This window comes from Aeromonas sp. TS_SC_11 (assembly GCF_057318915.1).
On record NZ_CM170470.1, the window covers coordinates 4,065,730 to 4,090,475 of the forward strand.

14 protein-coding genes and 4 pseudogenes are annotated in these 24,746 nt (G+C 51.0%); 12 read left to right on the forward strand and 6 right to left on the reverse strand.

The features are described from left to right. Positions 1 to 13: 13 nt before the first annotated feature. Entirely contained in the window at positions 14 to 673 is a 660-nt protein-coding gene (locus AC1P02_RS18840) for a TIGR01621 family pseudouridine synthase (RefSeq protein ID WP_485182870.1), read from the reverse strand. Positions 674 to 763: 90 nt separating this feature from the next. On the opposite strand from AC1P02_RS18840, the gene AC1P02_RS18845 reads away from it, so the two are divergent. Next, the gene (locus AC1P02_RS18845; protein WP_485182871.1) at positions 764 to 2,347 is read left to right on the forward strand and encodes an ABC transporter substrate-binding protein; all 1,584 of its coding nucleotides are present in this window, start codon (positions 764 to 766) and stop codon (positions 2,345 to 2,347) included. A gap of 135 nt (positions 2,348 to 2,482) precedes the next feature. Here AC1P02_RS18845 and AC1P02_RS18850 read toward each other — a convergent pair whose 3' ends face one another. After that, the gene (locus tag AC1P02_RS18850; protein ID WP_485182872.1) at positions 2,483 to 4,045 is read right to left on the reverse strand and encodes a methyl-accepting chemotaxis protein; all 1,563 of its coding nucleotides are present in this window, start codon (positions 4,043 to 4,045) and stop codon (positions 2,483 to 2,485) included. A gap of 396 nt (positions 4,046 to 4,441) precedes the next feature. Here AC1P02_RS18850 and AC1P02_RS18855 point away from each other — a divergent pair, with 396 nt between their 5' ends. The 3 genes from AC1P02_RS18855 (at position 4,442) to AC1P02_RS18865 (ending at position 9,868) form a co-directional block, all read left to right on the forward strand. After that, positions 4,442 to 5,650: a tyrosine-type recombinase/integrase gene (locus tag AC1P02_RS18855; RefSeq protein WP_485182873.1), complete on the forward strand. Its 1,209-nt coding sequence runs from the start codon at positions 4,442 to 4,444 to the stop codon at positions 5,648 to 5,650. 457 nt (positions 5,651 to 6,107) lie between these two features. Further along, on the forward strand, positions 6,108 to 7,154 hold the full coding sequence (locus tag AC1P02_RS18860; RefSeq protein ID WP_485182874.1) for an OmpA family protein: 1,047 nt from the start codon (positions 6,108 to 6,110) through the stop codon (positions 7,152 to 7,154). Continuing rightward, a complete protein-coding gene (locus AC1P02_RS18865) occupies positions 7,151 to 9,868 on the forward strand; it encodes an Ig-like domain-containing protein (protein WP_485182875.1) in 2,718 nt (905 codons plus the stop codon). The genes AC1P02_RS18860 and AC1P02_RS18865 overlap by 4 nt, the downstream gene beginning before the upstream one ends. A gap of 589 nt (positions 9,869 to 10,457) precedes the next feature. Here AC1P02_RS18865 and AC1P02_RS18870 read toward each other — a convergent pair. Together AC1P02_RS18870 and AC1P02_RS18875 are read right to left on the reverse strand one after the other, a co-directional pair. Beyond that, positions 10,458 to 10,571: pseudogene (locus tag AC1P02_RS18870) on the reverse strand (transposase); the annotation flags it as partial. Positions 10,572 to 10,797: 226 nt separating this feature from the next. Continuing rightward, positions 10,798 to 11,691, reverse strand: coding sequence for a substrate-binding domain-containing protein (locus AC1P02_RS18875; protein WP_485182876.1), 894 nt, complete (start codon positions 11,689 to 11,691; stop codon positions 10,798 to 10,800). Between the two features lie 587 nt (positions 11,692 to 12,278). Between AC1P02_RS18875 and AC1P02_RS18880 the strand changes: the two genes are divergently transcribed. From AC1P02_RS18880 to AC1P02_RS18900, 5 genes are all read left to right on the forward strand, one after another. Next, positions 12,279 to 14,972 carry a PAS domain-containing sensor histidine kinase gene (locus tag AC1P02_RS18880; protein WP_485182877.1) on the forward strand — a complete coding sequence of 898 codons (2,694 nt, stop codon included), beginning with the start codon at positions 12,279 to 12,281 and terminating at the stop codon, positions 14,970 to 14,972. Between the two features lie 105 nt (positions 14,973 to 15,077). Then, complete coding sequence (locus AC1P02_RS18885; RefSeq protein WP_485182878.1) at positions 15,078 to 17,027, forward strand: ATP-binding protein; 1,950 nt, start codon at positions 15,078 to 15,080, stop codon at positions 17,025 to 17,027. Next, the gene (locus AC1P02_RS18890; protein ID WP_485182879.1) at positions 17,024 to 19,894 is read left to right on the forward strand and encodes a hybrid sensor histidine kinase/response regulator; all 2,871 of its coding nucleotides are present in this window, start codon (positions 17,024 to 17,026) and stop codon (positions 19,892 to 19,894) included. The genes AC1P02_RS18885 and AC1P02_RS18890 overlap by 4 nt, the downstream gene beginning before the upstream one ends. Next, positions 19,887 to 20,273 (forward strand): response regulator, encoded by a 387-nt coding sequence (locus AC1P02_RS18895; RefSeq protein ID WP_485182880.1) that lies wholly within the window; start codon positions 19,887 to 19,889, stop codon positions 20,271 to 20,273. Before AC1P02_RS18890 ends, AC1P02_RS18895 begins: the two co-directional genes overlap by 8 nt. Then, positions 20,266 to 21,930: a diguanylate cyclase gene (locus AC1P02_RS18900; protein ID WP_485182881.1), complete on the forward strand. Its 1,665-nt coding sequence runs from the start codon at positions 20,266 to 20,268 to the stop codon at positions 21,928 to 21,930. The genes AC1P02_RS18895 and AC1P02_RS18900 overlap by 8 nt, the downstream gene beginning before the upstream one ends. Positions 21,931 to 21,972: 42 nt before the next feature. Here AC1P02_RS18900 and AC1P02_RS18905 read toward each other — a convergent pair. Together AC1P02_RS18905 and AC1P02_RS18910 are read right to left on the reverse strand one after the other, a co-directional pair. After that, a pseudogene (locus AC1P02_RS18905) lies at positions 21,973 to 22,131 on the reverse strand (IS5/IS1182 family transposase); the annotation flags it as partial. 81 nt (positions 22,132 to 22,212) lie between these two features. After that, positions 22,213 to 22,318 (reverse strand): annotated as a pseudogene (locus AC1P02_RS18910) (IS5/IS1182 family transposase); the annotation flags it as partial. A gap of 187 nt (positions 22,319 to 22,505) precedes the next feature. Here AC1P02_RS18910 and AC1P02_RS18915 point away from each other — a divergent pair. From AC1P02_RS18915 to AC1P02_RS18925, 3 genes and pseudogenes are all read left to right on the forward strand, one after another. After that, entirely contained in the window at positions 22,506 to 23,801 is a 1,296-nt protein-coding gene (locus AC1P02_RS18915) for a methyl-accepting chemotaxis protein (protein WP_485182882.1), read from the forward strand. 172 nt (positions 23,802 to 23,973) lie between these two features. Continuing rightward, positions 23,974 to 24,342, forward strand: coding sequence for a hypothetical protein (locus AC1P02_RS18920; protein ID WP_485182883.1), 369 nt, complete (start codon positions 23,974 to 23,976; stop codon positions 24,340 to 24,342). Positions 24,343 to 24,446: 104 nt separating this feature from the next. Next, positions 24,447 to 24,668: pseudogene (locus AC1P02_RS18925) on the forward strand (IS5/IS1182 family transposase); the annotation flags it as partial. Positions 24,669 to 24,746 lie beyond the last annotated feature (78 nt).

Genomic DNA, 24,746 nt, shown 5'->3' on the forward strand with positions numbered 1-24,746 from the left:
TCTTGTCCTCCCCTCACTCGCTCAATCCGGCGATGGCGACATGGAGCTCGGGGGCGAGAAACATGGCCCCCTCATCGGGAGGGCAGATAAAATCGAATGCTTCGTCTGCCAGGGTGAAACTCAGGCGCCAGGCATGCAGGTAGCCGCGGTCGGCCGCCGTGCCGCCGTAACGCTCATCCCCCAGAATGGGTGCCCCTATGCTTTTCAAGGCAACCCGGATCTGGTGGGTCTTGCCGGTCTGGGGCTTGATGCGATAGAGCCGCAGACCCTCGCGCACCGGCACAGAGTCAAACCAGCTGATGGCGGGGTTGTCCAGGCTGCGCGCCAGCATCCAGCTGCCACCCCGCCCTTTTTGCATGTCTCCTTTTACCCAGCCCTGCTTCTTTTTGGGCTTGCGATCGGAGAGGGCCAGATACTGCTTGCTCACCTGTCGATCCGCAAATGCCATGCTGAGTGCCCTGTTCGCCGCCGTGGTACGCGCCAGCAACACCAAACCTGAGGTCATTTTGTCGAGCCGATGAACGGGATAAAGCACCTGCCCTGTGTCGGCCTTGACGCGACTGACCAGTCCCGGATTGACCAGACCCGACTGACCGGCTTCGTCATGCATGCCAAGGCCCGGCCCTTTGTTGATCAACATAAAATCTTTGTGCTGCGCTAGTATCCGGTACATCTATAACCTTTTAGAATGTGTTTCATTACAAGAATATGACTCCATCAAGGGGTCGCCCCCCCATGAATACTCAGAACAAGAATCGCACGGATGAAGAGATACTTGCTTTGGTTGCTGCTGATTGGCGCCAGTTATATCGGGCCCCTCCTGGCCAATGAATCCTCCCTTGAAGCCCCGGAGCGGGTGGTGCTCCAGTTGCGCTGGCTGCACCAGCCCCAGTTTGTGGGCTATCACATGGCCAAGGCCAAGGGCTTCTATGCCAAAGCCGGACTGGACGTGGAGATAAGGCCCGGTGGCAAGGGAATAAGCCCGGTGGACGAGGTGCAAAGCGGTCGTGCCGACTTTGGCGTCGGCAACACAGAGGTGCTGACCGCCTATGCCAATGGCAAGCCACTGCTGGCACTCGCCTGCGTCTTTCAGCACTCGCCGTCCATCTTCCTGGCCCGTCGTGACAGCGGCATTCTCACTGTTGATGGCATGCGTGGCAAACGGATCATGATGTTTTCCGCCCATCAGGATGCCGAGTTGCTGGCGACACTTTTCTATCAAGGTCTCAATGAAAGCCAACTTACCCCGATCCAGACCTCGGTCAATATCGATGATCTCATCGAGGGCAAGGTCGATATCTTCAACGCCTATCTCAGCAACGAGCCTTTCTATCTGGAAGAGCGCGGCATTCCCGTCTCCGTCATCAACCCGCGCAATTACGGCATCGACTTTTACAGCGACATACTCTTCACCACTCAGGCGCAGGAGCAGGCCCATCCGGGCAGGGTAGAGCGGTTTCGGACCGCCAGCCTTGAAGGGTGGCGCTATGCCCTCGCCCATCCCCAGGAGGCCATCGCCCTGCTGCGCAGTGAATACGGCGTCAACCGCAGTCAGGCCCACATGGAGTACGAGCTGCAGGTCAGCAAGGAAATGATACAACCGCTCTATGTGGAGATCGGGTATATGAACCCGGATCGCGTCACCCACATCATGGAGCAGCTGGCCGAAATCGGGCTCATCAAGCGACCCGTGCCGCTGACTGACTTTCTCTATCAGGCCCCCTCCGAGCAGTGGGTATTCTGGCGTCCCTGGTTTTTGCTGAGTCTGGCCGCCTGCGTGCTCATATTGCTGCTGGCGGTCTACCTGCTGGTGTGCAACAAACGACTCAATCGCGAGATTGCCCTGCGCCAGCAGCGGGAAGAGGAGATATTGCAGCTGGCACGAAGAGATCCCCTCACCGGCCTGCCCAACCGCCTGAGCCTGATGGAACGGCTGGAGGCACAGATAAGCAGCCCCAACCCAGGCTGCCTGCTATTTTGCGATCTCAACAACTTCAAACAGGTCAACGACGGCTTTGGCCACAGCCATGGCGATGCCATCCTCTGCCAGCTGGCGGAGCGGATCACCCGCAGCCTCAACCACCAGCGCTTCTTCGCCAGACTGGCCGGTGACGAGTTCGTGCTGCTGCTCCCCGATCACGACCAGCTCGATGCCGAGGCCATTGCCGAGGTGATCAGAATGGCCATGGCCCAGCCTTTTCAGGTCAACGATCATCTGCTGGCGGTCGGCATCAGCGTCGGGGTCAGCCAATACCAGCCGGGCTGGCGTGCCGAGCAGTGGCTTATCCACGCCGATCGCGCCATGTACAACGACAAGGGGATCGAGCTGGCGGTGGCGCCCCCCTAAGCCCTTCATCCTGACCCGGTCAGCCTGGCTGCACCTCACAACATCACGCTGGCAGCACCAAGGCGCAGGGCAGTACAAGGCAACAAGGCCACCGCTATGGGTGGCCTTGTTGCTTTTGGTGAGCGCGCGGGAGCATCAGCCGAAGGTCTGCCCCAAGGATTTGAGCTGTCTGGCCTTGGTCAGCAGTATCTCGCTCGACTCATCCACATCCTGCATCTTGTTGCTGTTGGCGTGGGAGTGCTGGGAGATGAGGTTGACGTTCTGGCTGATGTTTTCGACTACCGCCTGTTGCTGCTCCGCCGCCGCCGAGATCTGGGCAGAGAAATCCATCACCAGTTCAATTTCGGCCAGTACCTGATGCAGGCTGCCGGAACCTTGCCGGGTCATCTCCACGCAGGACTGCGTCTGTTGCAGGTTGTTTTGCATCATCCCCTTCCAGCCGTTCAGGGTACGCTGGATCTGACCTATGCTGCTCTGGATCTGCTCGGTCGCCTTGTGGGTCCGGGTCGACAGGGTACGTACCTCGTCCGCCACCACCGCAAAACCCCGCCCCTGCTCTCCCGCTCTGGCCGCTTCGATGGCGGCGTTGAGCGCCAGCAGGTTGGTTTGATCGGCGATGCCCTGAATTTCTCCCATCAAGACCCCGATACGATCCGATTCACTGGCAAGCGCTACCGCGGAAGCAAACGCATGCTCCGCCTCCGTCGCAAGCTCGGTTATCTTGCGCTCCGTGTCGAGCAACTGCTTGTCCGTGTGCTGGCAGTGAGCCTTGGCCTGAGCAACCTGGCTGTTTGTGTCCTGAATGTTGCGGGCTATCTCCTGCGCCGTGCTCGCCATCTCGGTAATGGCCGCCGCCATCTGCTGGGTCTGGGCATCCTGCTCGGCGATGTCCGAGCTGACCTCACTGGAGGCACTCTTCAGGTGTACGGCCAGATCCTGCAGAGCGTGGGTGGCATCGTCCACCCGCCCCAGCACGGTCCGGATGCGGGCCTGCAGCAACTTGATGTGAAAATCGGCGATGGCGCTGGGCTCCTGACCCGAGTAGATAAGCCGGGTCAGACTGTCATATTCATCGGCCAGCTGCCGCAAATAGCGCGGAGTCGTGATGAGCTCGTGGCGGTAGAGACTTCCCAGCAGCAGGAGTGGCAAAGCCATATAGAGCGGAGCCCAGGATCCCAGCTGCACGGCACCCAACCAGGCCAGCGCCAGCAATCCTGAACCGGCAACCAGATGGCGCAGCCGTGACAGGGAAATACGGGGCTTGCGCCCTCCCTGCTCGGCGGCGCGCAGGCGGGCATAAGTCTTGGCGGCAATCTCCTTCATCTGCGGATCGGCACGGCAACGCACCGACTGATAGCCACTTATCTTGCCCTGCTCGAAGATGGGAGTGACATAGGCATCGACCCAGTAGTAGCGACCATCCTGGCAACGGTTCTTCACCATGCCGCGCCATGGCTGCCCCTGCTTAAGCTTGCCCCACAGATCGGCAAAGGCGGCCTTGGGCATGTCGGGATGGCGCACCATGTTGTGGTGCTGGCCTATCAGTTCGGCACGGCTGTAACCGGCAACCCGGCAGAAATGATCGTTGGCATAAGTGATGACGCCACGCAGATCCGTGGTGGATACCAGCTGTTCATCGGCAGGGAAATCAACTTCCTGATCAAAGAGTTGAACCATTTTCTCACGTTGTTCACGCATGTCTCGCTCCATTCTGAGCCATTACTCAACAGAGTGTTGGTAAGCGGCCGGAGCCTGTAAAGGAGGACATGGAGAGAATGTCAAAAATGATAGCTGAACACGGTTTTGCGATCGGTGGGTGTGACGCAAGCCAGCCGCAGCAGCCTGGATCCGGATATGAGCTCGTATCGCAAATAGCAAAAAGCCCAGACAACAAGGTTGTCTGGGCTTTTCTGAAAATGGCGGAGGAGGTGCCCGCCGCAATAAAGTCTAACTAATACCAAGCCAGTTCAGTAAGTCACTTTATATCAGCACCTTACTTAATCACTCTGTCCAATCCATCCCAATCACATGTTACCACCGCGCATGCTTGGTGGCATACTGCGTGGCATATTCAATTTTCAAGGAGGTTACCTGATGGCGCTCCTCACCGATACCAAAGCTCGTAGCATCAAGCCGGAAGATAAACCCCTTGCCCACGGTGGCGTTACAGGCTTGACGCTTCACCCTTCTACCGCCAAGGGCAGAGGCAAGTGGGTATTCCGCTATGTCAGCCCACTGACAAAGAAACGGCGGAATGCTGGCCTCGGGACTTACCCCGAGATCTCCATCGCTGATGCAGCGCGAGACGCACAGGTAATGCGGGAACAGTTGGCGAATAATCTGGATCCGCTAGAGATCCGGCTGCAGGAGCAGAACAAGCCAAAGACCCCGACGTTGGAAGCATCCGCCAGACTTGTCTACGAAAGCTTGTTACCAGGCTGGAAGAACCCAAAACACGGCAAGCAATGGATCACCACATTGGAGCAATATGCCTTCCCTACCATTGGCGCTATCTCCATTGATGCGATTACCCCCGCTCATATCGCTTCAGTTTTACAGCCGATCTGGTTGTCGATCCCGGAAACGGCAAGCCGTGTTAAGCAGCGGCTACACGCAGTCATGGCCTGGGCATGGGCTCATGGCTATACCTCTGCAAACCCGGTGGATGTAGTTAGTCACTTACTACCGGCCCAACCCAGCAAGTCAGTGCGAGTAGAGCACCAGCCAGCGATGCCTTGGCGTGATATCCCGGTATTTGTGCAAAAACACCTGAGAACAGCGCAACAGTACGATGTAACCCGCTCTATGCTGGAGTTCTTGATCCTGACGGCATGCCGCTCAGGTGAAGTTCGAGCAATGAGATGGTCTGAGGTAGATCTAGAGGCAAGAGTCTGGACCTTGCCTGCCGAGCGTATGAAGGCCAAGCAACAACATCGAGTTCCGTTATCTCTTCGCGCCGCCGAAATCCTGATGTGGTTAAGGGGATTGCATGACGAGTTGGTATTCCCATCTCCCAGGGACCAGGTTCCGCTCTCGGACACTGTACTGACTATGTTTCTGAGAAGAGCCAAAGCTGCGAGCTGTACTCCTAGCCGAATGGCAACGGCTCATGGCTTTCGTTCCAGTTTTCGGGACTGGTGCAGCGAGCAAGGCTATGCGCGGGATCTCGCTGAACGAGCGTTAGCTCACACAGTTCAAAACAAGGTAGAAGCTGCATACCACCGCACCGATCTGCTGGATCAACGTCGACCCATGATGGATGCTTGGGCTGAGTTCGTGGCTGGAGATCTACCGACCGAATAAGAAGGAAGCGGCCCTGATGGGCCGCTTCCTTCTATGTTCTTTTTTTAGCTTTTCCTGATGGTTAATGACATCTTGCCAAACCAGTTTCCCGACAGCCTTATTCTGAACCCACTTGGCTTCCGCCTTGTCCATATAAGCTCATCTCGGGCTTGTACAGCCTCTTGTATCCCCTCGGAGCTCACTAGGTGACATACTAACCAATCTTCATGAAAGCATGTCAATTGGTCCCCCTGTTATTACACCTAGGTTTTTACATCTGGGACTATGCTATTAATAGAACGAATAGCAATATATAACTGATGGTTAACCTCCCATTCAGGTTGACTGCAGAGAATGCATCGCTCATTGCACTGCGGTCATACATGCATTTGGGATGTTGTTCATCTTCTGGCGTGTTTGTTGTAGCCCATTCCTGACCAGGATGGATATAAAACTAGAAAGGTAGAAGGAAAACTTGATGGGTATTCAGACGCTCGCAGGCATGTCAGCTCTATTGTTGACACTGCCACTCCCACTTTTTGCCAATGATATCTATGTAGGCGCCAAGGCTGGCTGGGTACATGGTCACAACGCCTGCGAAAGCCAACGCATATCTTGCGATAACGATGCGCTGGGCGCTGGTGTATTTGCTGGGTATGAGCTCAATGACTGGCTGGCACTGGAAGCTGGCTACAACTATTTTGGCAACATGAAAGCTGATTACCCGGCCTTAGGTAACAGTGATGTCACTGCTCCCTATACCGGCAAGGTGCAAGGTATTGAACTCAGTGCAAAACCCTATTGGGCTTTGAATGAAAGCACTTCGCTGTTCGCCAAAGCCGGTACGCTGGCTTGGTGGACAGATGTCACAGGTGAGGAAGTCGGTTACCAACACTCCTCCAGTGACAACGGTTGGTCCCCCATGCTGGGTACAGGGCTGGAAATAGCCATGACTGATAATCTCTCCGCACGCTTGGAATACCAGTGGTTCCATAATGTGGGCGGCAGTGGTACCGGCGGGAGCAGTATCAACATGCTCAGCGCTGGCGTGGCTTATCGCTTTGGCCCCAAATCTGCCGCGACAGTTGTAGCTGTAGCCCCTTCGGTGCAATCTGAACAGATTGACGCCATGACACTGCGGCTGAATGAAGTCACTGGTAACGTATTGTTTGCATACAACTCAGCCACATTGACACCCGCCATAGTTGAAGCATTACAACCCGCAGTTGAACGACTGCAAGCGTATCCCCAGACCCGGCTGGTTATCCAAGCACATACCGATAACCGTGGCTCACAAGCCTATAACCAGGTCTTATCTGAGCGCAGAGCCGCATCCGTGGGCCACTATTTTGTCAACAAGGGGATTGCGGCATCACGACTAACCCTGGATGCCAAGGGTGAAACACAGCCCATCGCAGACAATCACACTGATGCTGGCCGGGCGCAGAACCGTCGAGTGACTCTGACGTCACCTCCATTCAGCGTTGATAAGACTACGAGTGCCGCTGAGGATACCAACAAATGAATCTGATTAAGCTTTTCTTACTCTCGCTGTTCGCCATGGTGTTAACAGCTTGCGGTGGTGAGGGAGGTGGCTTGCCATCTCAGGGGGGAGGTGAAACCGTTCCAGCCATTGTCTCACTACAAGTAACCCCGACAACTAGCACCGTTCCTGTGGGCTTTGCGCAGCAATATCTTGCGCTGGCTACTCTAGCTGATGGCTCTATCATGGATGTCACAAAAGATCCGGCGGTACGCTGGAGTACCAGCAATCCCACTGTTGCCACGATTGACAGCTCGGGTCTGGCAACAGGGTTGATACCAGGTGAAGTGACCATTACAGCCTCCGGCACTGCTCATAATGTACCGTTTGAGCGCACAGTACTGCTAACCGTCACCAATGCTGTCGTTACCACTTTGCAGGTAACCCCCTCAACAGCGACAGTCCCCGTCGGCCTGCAACAGGTCTTTACCGCTACCGCAATACTATCTGATGGATCGACACTGGATGTAACCCGCCAAGCTGCACTGACCTGGAGCAGTGATAGTATAGCAACCGCAACCATTGAGAATGTCAAAGCCAAGAAAGGGCGCGCTACCGGGATCACCCCTGGTACTGCCACCATCACAGCTTCAGGTAATGCCAATGGCATATCGTTCAGTGCCTCCGCTCAGCTTGACGTGACCAATGCGGCTGTGACGGCCCTCTATGTCACCCCAGCTAATGCCTCTGTACCGATCGGGTTAGAGCAACCGTTTACTGCCACCGTACTCCTGTCCGATGGCAGTAGATTGGACGTAACCAACGATACAGCCTTAAGCTGGACCAGCAGTAATGCAGGCATTGCTACCATCATCAGCAATCAAGCTGAATCCAATGGCATCGCAACCGGCATGGCTACCGGCTCCGTTATCATCACTGCTTCAGGTTCTGCCAACGGCACACCGTTTAGCGCTACGGCTCAGCTTGATGTGACGAATGCAGTTATCACCGCTTTGCAAGTTACCCCTGCCACAGCTTCCGTTCCTGTTGGCATAGAACAACCGTTTACAGCCATTGCTATCTTGTCTGATGGCTCTACGCGGGATGTGACCAATGATACAGCCTTGAGTTGGGCTAGCAGTGACGCAGGCATTGCTACCATCATCAGCAATCAAGCTGGGGCCAATGGAATTGCGACGGGTATCACCCCTGGCACAGTCACTATTACCGCAGCAGGCATCGCCAGTGGCGCACCATTTAGCGCCTCAGCCCAACTTGACGTGACGAATGCAGTTGTGACTACCCTGCAAGTCACCCCAGCAAATGCCTCCGTACCGGTCGGATTGGAGCGACAGTTTACTGCCACAGCGACCCTGTCTGATGGCCGTGCAATAGATGTGACCAACGATACAGCTTTGAACTGGACCAGCAGTAACACAGGGATTGCCTCCATCATCAGCAATCAGGCTGGAACCAAGGGGCTCGCCTCGGGCGTTACCTCAGGTACTGCCACCATAACTGCCGCAGGTACTGCCAATGGCATATCGTTTAGTGCCTCCGCTCAACTTGACGTGACCAATGCGATTGTGACAGCACTGCAAGTCACCCCTGCTACAGCGTCTGTCCCAGCAGGATTGACACAACAGTTTTCCGCCATCGCCACCCTGTCTGACGGCCGTACATTAGATGTCACTCGCCAAACAACAGTGACTTGGAGCAGTGATAATTCAGCGATTGCTACTGTTGGAAATATCAAACCGAGAAAAGGGCTCGCCACCGGTGTGACTTCTGGTACCGTCACTATTACCGCAGCTGGCACAGCCAATGGCACACCGTTTAGCGATGCAGCCCTGTTTGATGTGACAAATGCCATCGTAACCGACCTGGAGGTCACTCCAGACAGGGCCTCTGTCCCCGTCGGTCTTACACAACAGTTTACAGCTACTGCGACGCTATCCGATGGTTCTACATTGGATGTGACCAATGACCCAGCCCTGAGTTGGACCAGTGCAAGTACAACATATGTGACCATCAGCAGCAACCAGCCGAGTGGTAATGGTCTAGCAACAGGTATTACTGTCGGCAGCGGTGCCTCAATTAGAGCGTTTGGCAAGGCCAATGGCACGTCGTTTTCTGACTCTTCATTACTCTCGGTTTCTCACATTTATCTACTCTTGACCTCAGTAAAAGATGGCGCAATTGCAGATGGGATAGAAAAGAATGAAGTTGAGGCCACAGTGACAACTGACAATGGAGTCCCTGTCTCTGGGGTAGATGTTCATTTCACAAGCAATACTCAGTTAGCCTTGGATGTCACGATACCAACGGACAACAATGGTAAAGCACTAGCCAGTTTCTCATCCAACGGCATTCCCGGCACATTTGACATAAACACCACGCTTTCCAATGGAAAAAATGCAACCACGACATCCACATTCCAATCTATGACATTGGTATCCGCTATATTGAAAAATAATGCGCTGGCTGATGGTGTTGATACTAATATCTTTGAAATAACCCTGACCCTCCCTGGAGGGGAACCTGCTATAGGGAAAGTTGTTAACTTCTCAAGTAGCGCAACCGAGGTGGTGTTATCTACCACCAGTACAACAACGGATGTCAATGGCAAGGCAACTGTATCTCTGACAAGCACAATGACGTCGGCTGCTGCTGGCTATCCGAATGGGTACCCAATAAAGGGAGAGGCTACTGCTGGAGGAAGTGCGAGTTATCTCGGCGGCATTTATTTTAATTAACATCTCTGTTGTCTGTAACTGATATTTATTATCTCTGCCAAAATAAGTAGGGTTCGCAAGAACCCTTTTTTGATCCAGTTCACACTGAGCGCTACTATTACCCTGAATCGCAGCTTGAAACAACTCTGCGTCGATGAGTAACTTAGTAGTTAGCCCCCAACTCCAGCCATATAACATGGCATATCATGGGGAAAATCTACGCAAAGAAAGTTACGGATCGGTCAATGCCATCTTACAAGCAGCTCCGTTATACTATCTCGCTGCTGGGCGTTGTTAATGGGATGGTCGCCCCAGTGACGGCGTTGTAATACAGGAGCCCTGTTTTATGGCTCTGTTGCCAGAATCATCGGCTTTGAAAGAGCCTTGCTTGACAACCCGCTGCGTCGTGTAGGGACACGCTATGAGATGTATTTGCACCATCTCGAGCAGCTTCATCCGAGAGCAGCTGGTCGTTATGACCCTTTGTAGCCCGCACAATCCAACCGGTAGAGCCTAGGAGCAAGCAGAACTTCATGCCCTTGAGTCGCCACACCATGGAACCGCACCACCCACTCTTTCAACCGACGGTGTTAGCAGCCGTTTACAAGTTGAATGTGGTCGTGCTGATGCCATGCTCGCGGCAGAGCTCCGGGACGGGTGAGCCTGCCTCGGCTTATTTGAGGATGGCGATGATTTGGGTATCGCTAAAGCGTGATGTTTTCATGTAGAACCTCCTGCGTTCAAGGTACGGGAAAATTCTACTTATGAGCACCCCAGATTTTCTGGGGGGATTACCCTATAAGCATAGTTACAATGACTTTTTCCTAACGTATAAAAAATTACATAGCAACAAGGTGGGTGGTGCCCCCCCCCCCTCCTCTCTTAATTATTGGCATTTAAAATGCCACTCTAAATGCTATGTCGTTAGGTTAATATACTTTAATGTATTTTTATTTTTCCAATAGCAGTGTCGGATAGTTAAGATTTAACTCATCAATTATAAATTTCTCTTTGATGTTGTACTTGGTCACTAATGTATGCCCGGTGTACATAAAGTGCACACCTTTGTTACCAGCTATATTAGTTACAGCTGCAGTTACTCCCTCATACCCTATTCTATATGGACTCTGTACTACTAAAGCAGTGAATCTGTTTTTATGTAACCCATCTAACAATCGCTGGCTAATATCAAAGCCTATATTTATCATACTCTTACTTGGGTTTAGTTTCTCCAAGACCAATAAAAGACTTGACGATGTAGTCTCATTAGGCGTGAATATGCCATCTATTTCATTTTCATATTTAGATAAAATACTTTTAGTTATCGCCCTACCTTCTGCAACATTATCTCCGATGTAGGGAGATTCTATTACTGAAAGACCTAATGCCGTTGCAGCATCAATAAAACCTTGTTCTCTCAAATCTGTTGAGGAAACACCTTTTCTTAATCTTAGAACCACAACCCGACCACTCCAGCCAAGTCTCTTCGCCATATAAAATCCAGCTTCATAACCAGCATTGTAATTATTGGTGGCAACTAATGTTGCAAGTTTAGATCCCCCATAAGCCCTGTCAATGAATATAACCGGAACACCCATTTCATGAAAGCGTAAAATATCTTTATCATAATTAGCACTTGGCGCTAAGACTAGCGCCTTACAACCAACTTCTTCTGTTATATTAACTATCCTCTGTTGCTCCTCTCCATTACTTGAAGTTTTTGCACCGCGAAAGTAAATTGAATAACCATAATCACGACCTGCATCTTCCGCACCTCGTTTAACTTGAATCCAAAACAATTCGACAGCGCCACCAGGCACAACTTGGATACATGGCATCCCCATCGCCGGGCTCAATGCATGTGATAACCCGAGGAACATGTAAAGAACAATTTTAATTCTATTCGCCATAGAAGTTAGGTGCTAACACCATATATATTTACTCCACTATCCACCAAAATCATGAAACAAACCTCAAGAGAGTCATATGAGAAATTTCAACTCAGTGTAGCAGTAGTTTACTAAACGACAAGTCTGGAGTTACCCCTTTCAGACCCGAGGATAGAAGATCCGATCCATCGGGCGATATGGCACCAATTGAGGCTCAAGCGGACCGTTTTTATGCTGCTATCCCAGTGTTTTACGAAGATAAAGCTGGCTGGCGCCCCCATACTGAAAACCAAAGAGTGTTCTACCTCACGAACTCATCCTTCGGTTATTGCCATGCAGGGGAAGTTACGCGTTCTGCTGGCGAGCCAAACCATCACGCTGATCCTCGATAATTACAGGAGCAAGCAGACTGTAGAGTGTCGGCACCACAAGAATCGCATCATTCGATAGTTTTCCCTGAATCCATAGTTGTACTGAGCTCTCAAAATCTTTTAGAGTGATTATGAGAGATAGTTTCCTCCTAGTACGGAGTACTACAGTACATGCAAGACACTATCAAGCAAGCACAGTTAGTTCTGCAAGAACAAAGTGAGCGCCTGAGAAGCATCATTGATGGCACTAACATCGGTACTTGGGAGTGGAACGTACAAACCGGCGCAACCGTATTCAACGAGCGTTGGGCAGAGATCATTGGCTATAGTCTGGATGAACTTGCACCTGTAGACATCAATATCTGGCTAAAGTTCGCGCATCCTGATGACATCGCAGAGTCTAATGTCCGACTCAACCGCCATTTTAATGGGGAATCCCCCTATTATGACTTCCAATGTCGAATGCGCCATAGGTCTGGACACTGGGTTTGGGTCCATGATCGCGGTCGCGTGGTCAGTTGGACAGATGATGGCAAACCTTTAATGATGTATGGCACTCATGCTGACATTACAGAGATGCGTGAGCAACAAGAAGCAGTGCATCATGCCAGAGCTCATTTGCAAGCTATTTTAGATTCGGCAACCGGTGTGAGCGTAATTGCTACAGATACATCTGGGCTAATAACACTCTTCAATAGTGGTGCAGAGCGCTTACTTGGTTACTGTGCAGACGAGATGGTCGGGCTCCAAACTCCTGCTCTTATCCACTTGGCACGTGAAGTTGAGCAGCGTAGTCAACTGCTTACCCAACAGACGGGGCGAGAAGTAAGTGGGTTTGAAGCTTTTGTACATTTAGCCCGATCAGGGGAACCTGACACGGGCCAGTGGACCTATGTCCGCAAGGATGGAAATCACCGGAGAGTTAACCTTACGATCAGCGCTATGTTAGACATACACGGCAAGATCTCGGGTTTTCTGGGCATTGCCAGCGACATCTCTGAGCTGCAAAATACCACTAAGGCCCTACAGGAAAGTGAGAGTCGTTTTCGCGGTTTGGTGGCCAATTTACCTGGGGTAGTTTATCGCTGTGAGAACGATGCTAACTTTACGATGCGTTATATGAATGACGAAATAACTTGTCTTACCGGTTATCCATCGAGCGACTTCATTGACAATCGCGTCAGAAGCTTCTCCAGCATCGTGCATCCTGATGACCTGCATATTACTTATCAGTCAACAACTGCAATCGAGAGACAGGAAACCTTTGAGCTTACCTATCGCCTATGTCATGCGGATGGCCATAGTGTTTGGGTTAGAGAGAAAGGGCGAGGTGAATACGATGCCAATGGCGGGCTACTCTGGGTATCCGGATTTATATGGGATATAAGTGATCGAAAAGCTGCTGAGGATGCTCTCAGTGTCAGTGAGCAGCGGTTCAGTGGTGCTTTCAATACAGCGCCTCAAGGCATGGCTATTGTTGACCTTATGGGACGTTGGCTGGAGGTGAATGACACCCTCTGTCGCATGCTGGGCTATAACCGTGATGAACTACTACTACTCGACTTTCAACATATCACCCACCCCGATGACCTTGAGAAAGACCTAAAATTATTACATCAGCTTTTGAAAGGAGTGATTACAGATTACCAACTTGAGAAGCGTTATATAAATAAACAGGGACATGTCCTGTGGATATTGCTAAGCGTTTCATTAGTGCGAGATGCGCAAGGGCAGCCTCTGCATTTCGTCTCACAAATGCAGAATTTTAGCGCCCGCATCAAAGCCGAAAGACTACTTCGCGAACGTGAGGAGTATCTCAGTACTTTATTGGATAACGTTATCGATGCAATCATCACTGTTGATGAGCATGGGTTGATAGAGACATTTAATCCTGCCGCAGAGCATATATTCGGTTACGAGCAGGCGGAAGTGATAGGCTATAATGTGAAGTTACTGATGCCTGAAAGCTCTTCCAGCCAGCATGATAACTACTTAGCTGCTTATTTGGAAAACAGTGTATCTCGCCTCGCCGGTAAAGACCTCGAACTACCCGCTCGACGCCGTAATGGAGAACGGTTCATCATGGAGTTGGCGGTATCACATATTATCCTACAAGGGCAAAAACGTTTCATTGCGGTGATACGCGATATCAGTGAGCGAAAACGTATTGAAAAAATGAAGAATGAGTTTGTATCGACGGTCAGCCATGAGTTACGGACACCTCTGACTTCAATCGCAGGCGCTTTGGGTCTTATTAACGGAGGTGCGCTTGGTGAGGTACCTAAGCAAATGGGTGATATGCTCCGGATTGCGCAGAGTAATAGCCAACGCCTGGCCGACTTGATCAACGACCTGCTGAATATGGATAAGCTTGTTTCTGGCAAGATGACCTTCGATATGCACTCTCAACCATTGTGGCCACTATTAGAGGCCGCGATTGCTCATAATCAACCCTATGCTACGCAGCACACTGTTTGTCTGCAGTTGGAGGAACCAAAAGTTGACGTTCAGGTGTGTGTAGATACACAACGTTTCGGCCAAGTCTTGTCAAATCTACTCTCAAATGCAGCCAAATTTTCTTCGCAGCAAAGCTGTGTCACTGTCTATGTTACAACACTAGAAAGCCAAGTCCGTATCCATGTTCGCGATCGCGGTATCGGGATATCAGAAGCTTTCCGTTCGCGCATTTTCAATAAATTCTCGCAAGCTGATGCCACGGACACTCGCCAAAAAGGGGGAACAGGCCTTGGCTTAGCAATTAGTAAGGAGCTGATCGAGCGAATGGCAGGGCAGATAGGCTTTGAATCCGTAGAAGGTCAAGGGACTATTTTTTGGATCAATCTTCCGGTGGACCATAGCGATTAAGAAACACTTTCTTACACTATCAAACAGCGATTTGCTTGCTCGCGAGCTAATTATTAAACGAGCATGCTTCAAGCCTTTCATCAACATGCTAAGGAGTGCTGGAGAATGAAAGAGTATCAAGGGAAACCAATGGTTCCTCCCAATGAGACGAGTCGCTTAGCTGCATTACTCTCATTTGAGCTTCTCGACACTCCCGCTGAGGCGATGTTCGACAACCTCACAATCCTAGCTGCCCAGATCTGTGATACTCCAATTGCGCTAATTTCGCTGGTCGACTCTGAGCGTCAATGGTTCAAAAGTCGATATGGACTAGAGGCAAGTGAGACGCCACGAGAGTTCGCCTTCTGCGCCCATGCGATTAATGGTGATACTATTTTCGAGGTGGAGAACGCCACGCTAGATCCACGCTTTAGCGATAATCCGTTGGTAACTGGTAATCCAAACATCCGCTTCTATGCAGGCATCCCTTTAGGCGATGGAAAAGGACACAACCTCGGAACGTTATGCGTCATTGACCGTCAACCGCGACAGTTAAATGCTCAGCAGCGCGATGCTCTACGCCTGTTAGCCGAACAAGTGAGATGCTTATTTGAGTTGCGTCTTCAGACTCGTCATCAATATGAGCTTGCGGCTGTTTATAAGGCGATATTAAGCAGCGTTGGTACAGCTGTACTGATCACTGATATGGCGGGACTTATTCAGCAAGCAAGTCCAGGAGTATTACCCCTATTAGGCTATGAGTCAGCGGCGCTGATTGGGCAGCCGCTTAATTTGGTAATTCCCGATGATGATTGGAAATTGCTTCTACCAAATGCGATTAAAAATGGAGTATTAGGGAACCTTGTGGAACTCCGCATTAGGCACTTTAAAGGTCATCTTATACCCGCGTTATTTAACCTTGTTCCTATCTCGCTAGATGGTAGCCCCCCGCAGGGCTATCTGTGCATTGTTCATGACCTGAGCTATCGAGAGGAAGCACTCCAGCGCCTGCAACATATCTCCGAGCAGCTTCCCGGTGTTGTTTATCAGTTTCAATTGTTTAGTGATGGACATAGTTGTTTTCCATATGCCAGTGATGGTTTGGAAGATGTCTTTGGCTTTGTACCCGAGGATGTCAGAGAGGATGCAAGTATCGTCTTTACGCGAATTCATCCAGATGATATTGGTGTTGTAAATGAAAGCATTAATGAATCAGCCAGAAACCTATGTGTGTGGCACCATGAGTACCGTGTTATCCACCCTATCAAAGGGCTGATATGGCTGGAGGGCCGAGCAGCTCCTCAGCGCCGTATGGACGGTAGCACCCTCTGGCACGGCTTTATTACTGATATCAGTCAGCGTAAGCAGCTGGAGCAAATGAAGAACGAGTTCGTCTCGACAGTTAGCCACGAGTTGCGTACCCCTTTGACCTCCATCGCAGGTTCACTTGGCTTGATAAATGGCGGGGCTCTTGGCCCGATACCTCTGACCATGAAGGAAATGCTCTCTATAGCTGAGAGCAACTCCCAGCGTTTGCGTAAACTGATCGATGACCTGTTGGACATGGATAAATTGTTAGCGGGAAAGATGCCCTTTGATACTCAGTTGCTGGAAGTTGATACTTTCCTGAGTGAGTGTGTAGCCAGTCATCAAGGTTTTGCGCAACAGCACAACGTGCACTTGATGTATTCAGCGCGCCCTGTGGGCTACTACGTTATAGCTGACCCTTTACGCCTTCAACAGGTACTCAGTAATCTGCTATCCAATGCATTAAAGTTTTCTACCTCTGGAGGACAAGTATGTCTATTCAGCGAGCTATGTGGAACGAGACTTAGGATTTCTGTTAGTGATCAAGGGCCGGGCATACCTGCAGAGTTCGTAGGTCGCCTTTTTGAGAAGTTCTCCCAAGCTGATGCAAGTGATCGTCGACAAAAAGGTGGAACAGGTCTGGGACTCGCGATCAGCAAAGAGTTGATTGAGCGCATGGGGGGCACTATCAGCTTTGATACTGGACACGATCTAGGCAGTACTTTTTGGATAGAGCTGCCTGTGCAAAACCGGGATGACGTCATATGAAAATGATTGAAAATGTACTCTTCAAACGACCCAGACTAATGTCGTTTGTGGTGCTGATCTGTGGATTTCTGGCAACATTGGGGGCTTGGTATGGCTTGTATCAAAGCCAACAGAGAGCCGCTGAACAGTACTTCCAAGTACTGGGAGATGAGGTGCTGGAAGCCATCGAAAAGAGGATGAACAATCATCGTCAAATTCTTCTGAGTGGTGCAGGCTTCTTCGAGGCTAGTAACACTGTCACTCGGGAAGACTGGCGGCGTTACATTCATCGCCAAGAGCTGGAGGCTAACTATCCGGGTATCCAAGGTGTGGGTTTTAGTCAAGTTATTCATCCTAATCAGTTGCAGGCGTTCGAAGCTGGCGTCCGCCAGGAAGGTTTTGCTGACTTTGCGGTTAAACCCTCAGGCAAACGTGAGTTGTATACTTCCATTCTTTATTTAGAGCCATTTTCTGGCCGCAACTTGGCTGCATTTGGCTTCGATATGTATTCAGAGCCTATGCGCAGAGCTGCAATGCACAAAGCAGCCGAATCCGGCAACGCCCAGCTCAGCGGCAAGGTTACCCTGCTCCAGGAAAATAAGTTGTCGTCACAGGCAGGATTGCTGATGTACGTACCGGTTTACCACACTGATAAAAAATTGAATACCGCCCAGCAGCGGCTGGAGGCGTTAAGAGGTTTTGTATATAGCCCATATCGGGTTGACGATTTGATGAATGCAATTTTGGATGGGCGGAACTTACAAATTGACTTTGTTATCTATTCGGGTGTGAAAAGTACTCCTGAGCAGCGGCTTTATATCAGCAACCCACGCCTCGAATCAGCCTCAAGCCCTTTACGAGATGTGCAGTTAGATCTTTTCGGTCAGACATGGAGCGTAGCATTTTACCCTCAGCCAGGTTACTTCAAAAGCTTCCAGCAAGGACAGAATATGCTACTAGTACTTGGCTGCATGATTAGTCTGCTGCTGTTTTTTCTGACGCGGGCATTGGCACTAGGACAACAACAAGCTCTTGCTTTGGCTGGTGACATGACACGCCAGCTTCATCATAGCGAACAACGGTTACAGCGTGTTCTACAGGGCGGTCACGATGGCTGGTGGGATTTGGATCTAGATAAGAATGCATTTTTTGCTTCACCGCGGACATGGCAGATGATCGGGTATTCAGACGGGGGACCACAACCGCCTTTCAATAATTGGACTCAGATTATTCACCCGGAGGATTTGCCGGGATTGCTTGGGCTGCTTCAGGCTCCTGAAGACGAGACAGACCAATATCTCAATTACGAATGTCGGCTTATGCGACATAACGGACAAACATTGCCCGTGCTTTTGAGAGCGCTGGTGCAATATACTCCTGATGGGGACATGCTGCGCGCTAGCGGCACAGCAATGGATCTAACAGAGCAGAAGCGTATTGAACAGCTCAAGAATGACTTCGTTTCGACGGTAAGCCATGAGTTACGAACACCGCTAACTTCGATTTCAGGGTCATTGGGTCTCGTCAACGGCGGAGCTTTGGGTAATGTCCCAGAAAGTATGCGACCGATGCTTGAAATTGCTCAACAGAATAGTCAACGACTGTGTCACCTCATCAATGACCTGCTGGATATGGACAAGTTGAGTGCAGGTAAACTCAGCTTTGAGCTAGTGACCCTTGACCTTGGTGAGCAACTCGTTGAGGGGATAAGCAGTAATCAGGCTTATGCAAATCAACATCAGGTGTTAATCCAACTCGATAGTACGCCCACAGTAAAAGTGCGAGCAGATTCGCTAAGATTCCAGCAGATTTTGGCCAATTATTTATCGAATGCCATCAAGTTCTCACCACCAGGCGAAACTGTCCGAGTGCACAGTACCCTTCGAGGTAGCCGTGTTCGCATCAGTGTCACAGATAGTGGGCGAGGCATACCCGAGCACTTTCGTAACCATATCTTCCAGAAGTTCTCACAAGCAGACAGTAGCGATCAACGACAAAAAGGTGGCACGGGGTTGGGCTTGGCAATTACGAAAGAGCTTGTTGAGCGAATGGGCGGGGTGGTCGGTTTTGATTCCCAAGAGGGGCATGGGAGTACCTTTTGGTTCGAGCTACCAGCTCTATTTGAGTCAAACCTTAATCTACCGACTCAGTGTCCCACTATCTTGGTAGTTGAAGATGAGGTCGATATCGCCCATCTTCTTCAACTACTGCTTGAAGGGGCTGGTTATCGGGTATTACTGGCTCAAAACTTAACGGAAGCGCGGCACATTTTGAAAACCGAGCTCATTGCTGCTATGACGTTGGATCTGAGGCTGCCGGATGGAAATGGCATGCAGTTTATTCAAGAATTACACCTCGAGTATCCATCCAAAGATCTCCCTATATTGGTCATCTCTGCCTCTGCTGAGCACGGAAAGCTAAGCCTTCAAGGTGGATTGCAGATTGTCGATTGGCTGGAAAAGCCTATTGATCCCCACCGTATGCTCGGTGGCTTACGACGCGCGCTCAGCGGCCTACATGAAAAGCCTAGTATTCTGCATATCGAGGATGATGATGATTTACGAAAAGTTATAGCAGAACAGGGGCGAAACTTAGCGGAATTCGTCGGTGCAGCAACCTTAGCTGAAGCGCGTCACCGATTGACGACTGGTAACTGGGATCTGGTGCTGCTCGATTTGAGCTTACCCGATGGTAATGGATTGGAATTGATAGAGGAGATTCATTATATCTGTCCTGGACTGCCGATAGTGGTTCTGTCCTCTACTGAGTTATCGACAGAGCAGCTTAGTCGTGTGGAGGCCGCATTGGCAAAATCACGAACCAAGCCACAGGATTTCCTCGACGTTCTTGCTCGACTGCTACCCATCAAGGAGAACATTAATGCTTAAACTCGAACGCATATTACACGTTGAAGATGATCCTTCTATCCGAGCAGTAGCCAAGGTTGCTCTGGAGGCTGTGGGTGGTTTTGAGGTTTTGAGCTGTAGTAGTGGCCAAGAAGCACTTGATAATGTACTGAACTTTGCACCTGATTTTATTTTATTGGATGTGATGATGCCCGGAATGGATGGTCCTCAGACCTTGGCAAGACTTGTCGAAGTAGTAAATATCAATAGTGTTCCGGTGGTATTCATGACTGCGAAGGTACAACCTCCCGAGGTTGAGTACTATTTGAGCCTAGGGGCCCGTGATGTGATCATCAAGCCATTTGATCCGATGCAACTGGCCAATCAAGTTAGAACCATTTGGAGTCTTTCTAATGAGTAAACAGCAGAAGCAGTTGGCAGACCTGCAGGCGCAGTTACTGATGTTAGGTGAGTCTTTTTCTCAGAGGCTGAAAGATGAGCTGCCACAATTAGCTGATAAAGCTGAGCTACTACAGAAGTCTTCCTACTCGACAGAACAGCAACAGCATTTACAGGCGCTGCGTGACCAATTGCATAAGCTTGCGGGTAGTGCTGGCACCTTCAGCTTTACAGATTTGGGTGAGCAAGCTCGCATATTGGAGTTGCAGTCTCAGCAGTTGCTCAACAGCCTAGAACTCCAACAGGATGGTATTGATACATTTATCTCTGATATTCACCTGCTGGCCAATGCTAGGCCGCTCGCTGCCTCATCCGTCCAAATGATATCCCGTCCGGTAAATATACCTAGCAAAGTGCGTCATAAGGAGGGTGCTTACTGCATCTACATCCTTGAAGATGAAGGTAGCGTCGGGGAGACTATAAGGTTGACCCTCAACACATTCGGTTACCAAGCACGTCATTTCTCAAACATTACTGATCTTGATACGACTTTAGCTGAGCAGCTACCCGATGCATTGATTGTTGATGTAAATCTGGGAAATGTAAACAAAAGTGGACTTGACTATGCTGCATCACTACAAAAGCGTTTGGAAAACCCTATACCGGTTCTCGTACTGACCTCACAGAGTGATTTTCACACGCAACTCCAAGCTGCACGTATAGGGGCAGTGGGATTTTTTAGTAAGCCGGTAGATGTGGCCAAGCTTGAAAATCGCCTCGAACGTTGTTTTTCTCAGCACAATGGTACACCTTATCGAGTCTTGATCGTCGATGATGACAGTGAACTTGCCGACCGTTACCGTTTGGTATTATGTGCGGCGAACATGCTTGTCGAAGTAGTTAATGACCCGAAGAAACTGTTTGAGGCTATGGAAACGTTCGCTCCTGAGGTATTGCTGCTAGACGTAAATATGCCTGATTGCTCAGGGCCTGAACTGGCGCAGATGATTAGATTTAACGATGACTGGATCCGAGTGCCAATTATATATTTATCAGCCGAGACTGATATCGGTCAGCAAATGAGCGCGCTCCTTAAAGCAGGTGACGATTTCGTTACCAAACCGATATCGGATAACAGTCTTATTGCAACGGTTTTCGCTCGAGCGCAGAGGGCACGCCTGCTGAGTAATGCTCTCTCTCGGGACAGTCTTACAGGATTGCTTAAACATGGTGATATCAAGGAGCAGGTAGCGATTGAACAAGAACGTTCCCTGCGTACTGGCAAATCAATGACTGTGGTTATGCTGGATATTGACCACTTCAAAAAGGTCAACGACACATACGGCCACTCAGTCGGTGACAATGTCATTAGAGCGCTTGCCAATCTGCTACGTCAAAGACTGCGTCGAGTCGACAGCATAGGGCGCTATGGTGGTGAGGAGTTTATGGCCGTGCTTCCAGAATGCACTGGTGAGCAAGCAGTTCAAGTAGTCGATGAGATCCGCCATCAATTCTCAAAGATCAACTTTGCTGACAAGCAGAGTGAGTTTTACGTCAGCCTGAGTGCAGGTGTTGCTTCATGCCTAACACTGGCTCCTGATGAACTTATAGAGTCCGCAGATAGAGCACTCTACTCCGCAAAGACAGCTGGTAGAAATCGGGTATGCTTGGCCATGTAAGAATCATTCATCCTTAAATTTGTAATGGTCAACTAAGGGCTGTCATCCTAAGGTCGCAGCCCACAAGTATGTGCAGCGGATCTGCCCTGCTGCTACGAACGAGATCGTGTTTTATGCGCATCTTGTCGCAATTTCCCCCCATTGTTTCAGATGAAGGAAGGCGTTTTCGATCAGGTGCCTTGCCTTGTAAAGTTCTCTGTCAAATGACTGGCGCTATCTCCCTGGCTCTGGCTAACGCGATCAACGCATTGGTATGGGTATCCCCTATCTGCCATACTTGCATACAATCCGCTGTAGTTCCCGATGTGATGATTGCATTTATTGGCATCCTGTGTCCGTCAACTGCCAAATGGATCTTGCTGTTTAGCCCCCCCTTGGTTGTAGTAATCCACCAGATAGTAACTCATAACCTGCTTCGCTTCCCGCTGGTTCATATCGATTCAACACTGCGTCCCCTATAGCCCAAAGTCATCTGACCACTCATCTGACCACTCATATTGGGGCTTGCGTGGCCGATATAGTCAGTGTGTGCCGGCTGTAGTGCCGATCCGGATCGTCAATAAGGTAGGAATCTCATGTTCAATCACAAACTCAAAGCGCAGTTACAGGCCTGTCAGGCCATGCTCGATGAGGAGCAAGGCTTCGTCGAGGTGCTCAGGGACAGCGCAGCGACCATCATCTTCAGTCCGGACGGGGAGATCCTGAAGGTCAGCGAGCCCTTCCTGAGCTTGGTGGGGTATGGCGCAAGCGAACTGCTTGGGCGCCACCACAGCCTGCTCTGCCTGAAGACGTGGGTACAGTCCAGCGACTATCAGCAGTTTTGGAACCGTCTCAGGCAGGGGCTGCCCCAGTCTGGCACCTTCGAGCGCGTCAATAAGCGGGGGGAAACGTGCTGGCTTGAGGCGAGCTATTTCCCTATAAAGTATCAGGGCAGGGTGACCCGGGTGGTGAAGATAGCAAGCGATGTGACGGCCCAACATCAGCGGCTTCAACGCTTGGAAGCACTGTCTCAGGCGCTGGACCGCTCTAGGGCGATAATAGAATTCACCCCGAATGGGGAAATAATAAGCGCCAACGCCAACTTCCTCGACGTCATGGGTTATGGCCTGAATGAGCTGGTGGGCAAGCATCACAGAATGTTCTGCGATGATACCTTCTTGCGCGAACAGCCCCGTTTCTGGGAGGAACTGGCCCGTGGCCAGTTCAAGTCTGGTCTCTTCATGCGATACAACAGCCGGGGGGAATCAGTCTGGCTGGAAGCCACCTACAACCCAATCAGGGATGAAAGCGGTAAGGTGGTCAGGGTCGTTAAGTTTGCCAGCAACATCACTGCCCGCATCGAGCAGAACCATGCCACCCGGGAAGCGGTCCAGCTGGCCCACAAAACGGCGCAGGAGACCTTGAGCAGCGCTGAAGAGGGAGCCGAACTGCTGCGCGTCGTAGTCAATACCTCTTCCCTCATTGCAGCCCAGGTGGATGAGGCCATCCTCCTCATCGGTCAGCTCAACGAGCAGTCTAGGAGCATAGAGGCCATCGTATCGACCATCAGTGCCATCGCTGATCAGACCAACTTGCTGGCCCTCAACGCGGCCATCGAAGCGGCTCGTGCAGGGGAGCAGGGACGGGGCTTTGCAGTGGTTGCCGACGAGGTGCGCCAACTGGCGGCCCGCACCTCCCTCTCCACCGGCGAGATCGCCAAAGTGGTGCAGAAGAATCGCGAGCTGACCGCCAGGGTGACCGACGACATGGCCGGGGTAGCTGGCAGCGCCGAACTCGGCAAGCAACAGATAGCTAGCGTTGATCGGCTGATGACCGAGATCCACAACGAGGCAAGCCGGGTCTCGGAGACGGTCTCCGCACTCTCCATCTGAGCAGTCGCCCCTGGCGAGACTGTCTGGCGAAATCGCTAAAAGAATGAGCTGGTCAACCAGCATCTGGCCCTCTCTATTAACAAGGTACCGCTGGCAATGCTGTCGCAAGGGGCGCACAAGGTGCAGGTTAGCTATCTGGACGACAAGCAGGTCTAGAACTGACCCGTCAGAGGTGGGCAACTTCGTCACCGAGCATCAACTGTTCCGCGCCACCTGTACCCACTGCATCAACACGGCAGAGGCAACTCTGCCTGATACGGTCAGTGATACCCCGATGTGCTCGAACCTGCTCAGTTACATCGTCCTGCAAAGCGGGCAGTTTCATCAGAGCATCAGACAGCAACAGCAACAGCAACAGCAACAGCACTTTGCTCTAGGCTTCAGTCGCGGTGCAATCAAAGAGGCACAAGGACGGGTCAGCGCCATGCTGACGCCCACTCATCAAGACATCAAGCAGCAGGTGCAATCGCCTCGCTTATCCATGCCGACGAGACCCGTCATAAACGCGGTGGCGAGCGGTGTTGGATGTGGATGGCACTGAGCAAGATTGCGGTCTGTTTTATGACAGCCTACGGGCGTGGTATTGATGCCACCATCGCACAGAGTGGTGAGCATGTTAATCAGCCGCTTGGTGCCAGACTGGTGCTGCTGGCCATGCGTAAGGAAGGACTAGCGTACTGGAAGCGGGTCTGGGGCTATCATCGCCGCTCATTGGTAGAGACGGCGATGTATCGGTTCAAGCAGTTGATGACGGGAAAGCTGAGTTTGCGCAAATACAATGGTAAAGTGGGTGAAGTGATGGCCTATGTGCATGCGGTGAATAAACTGAACACCCTGGGCCTGCCGTTTAGAAAGCGCCGAGTGTAACTATCACCAGGGTCTGGGGAAGTTGCTGCCTGATGGCTGATTTAGGAAACAGCGCCCTTAAAAGAAATAAAATAGTCC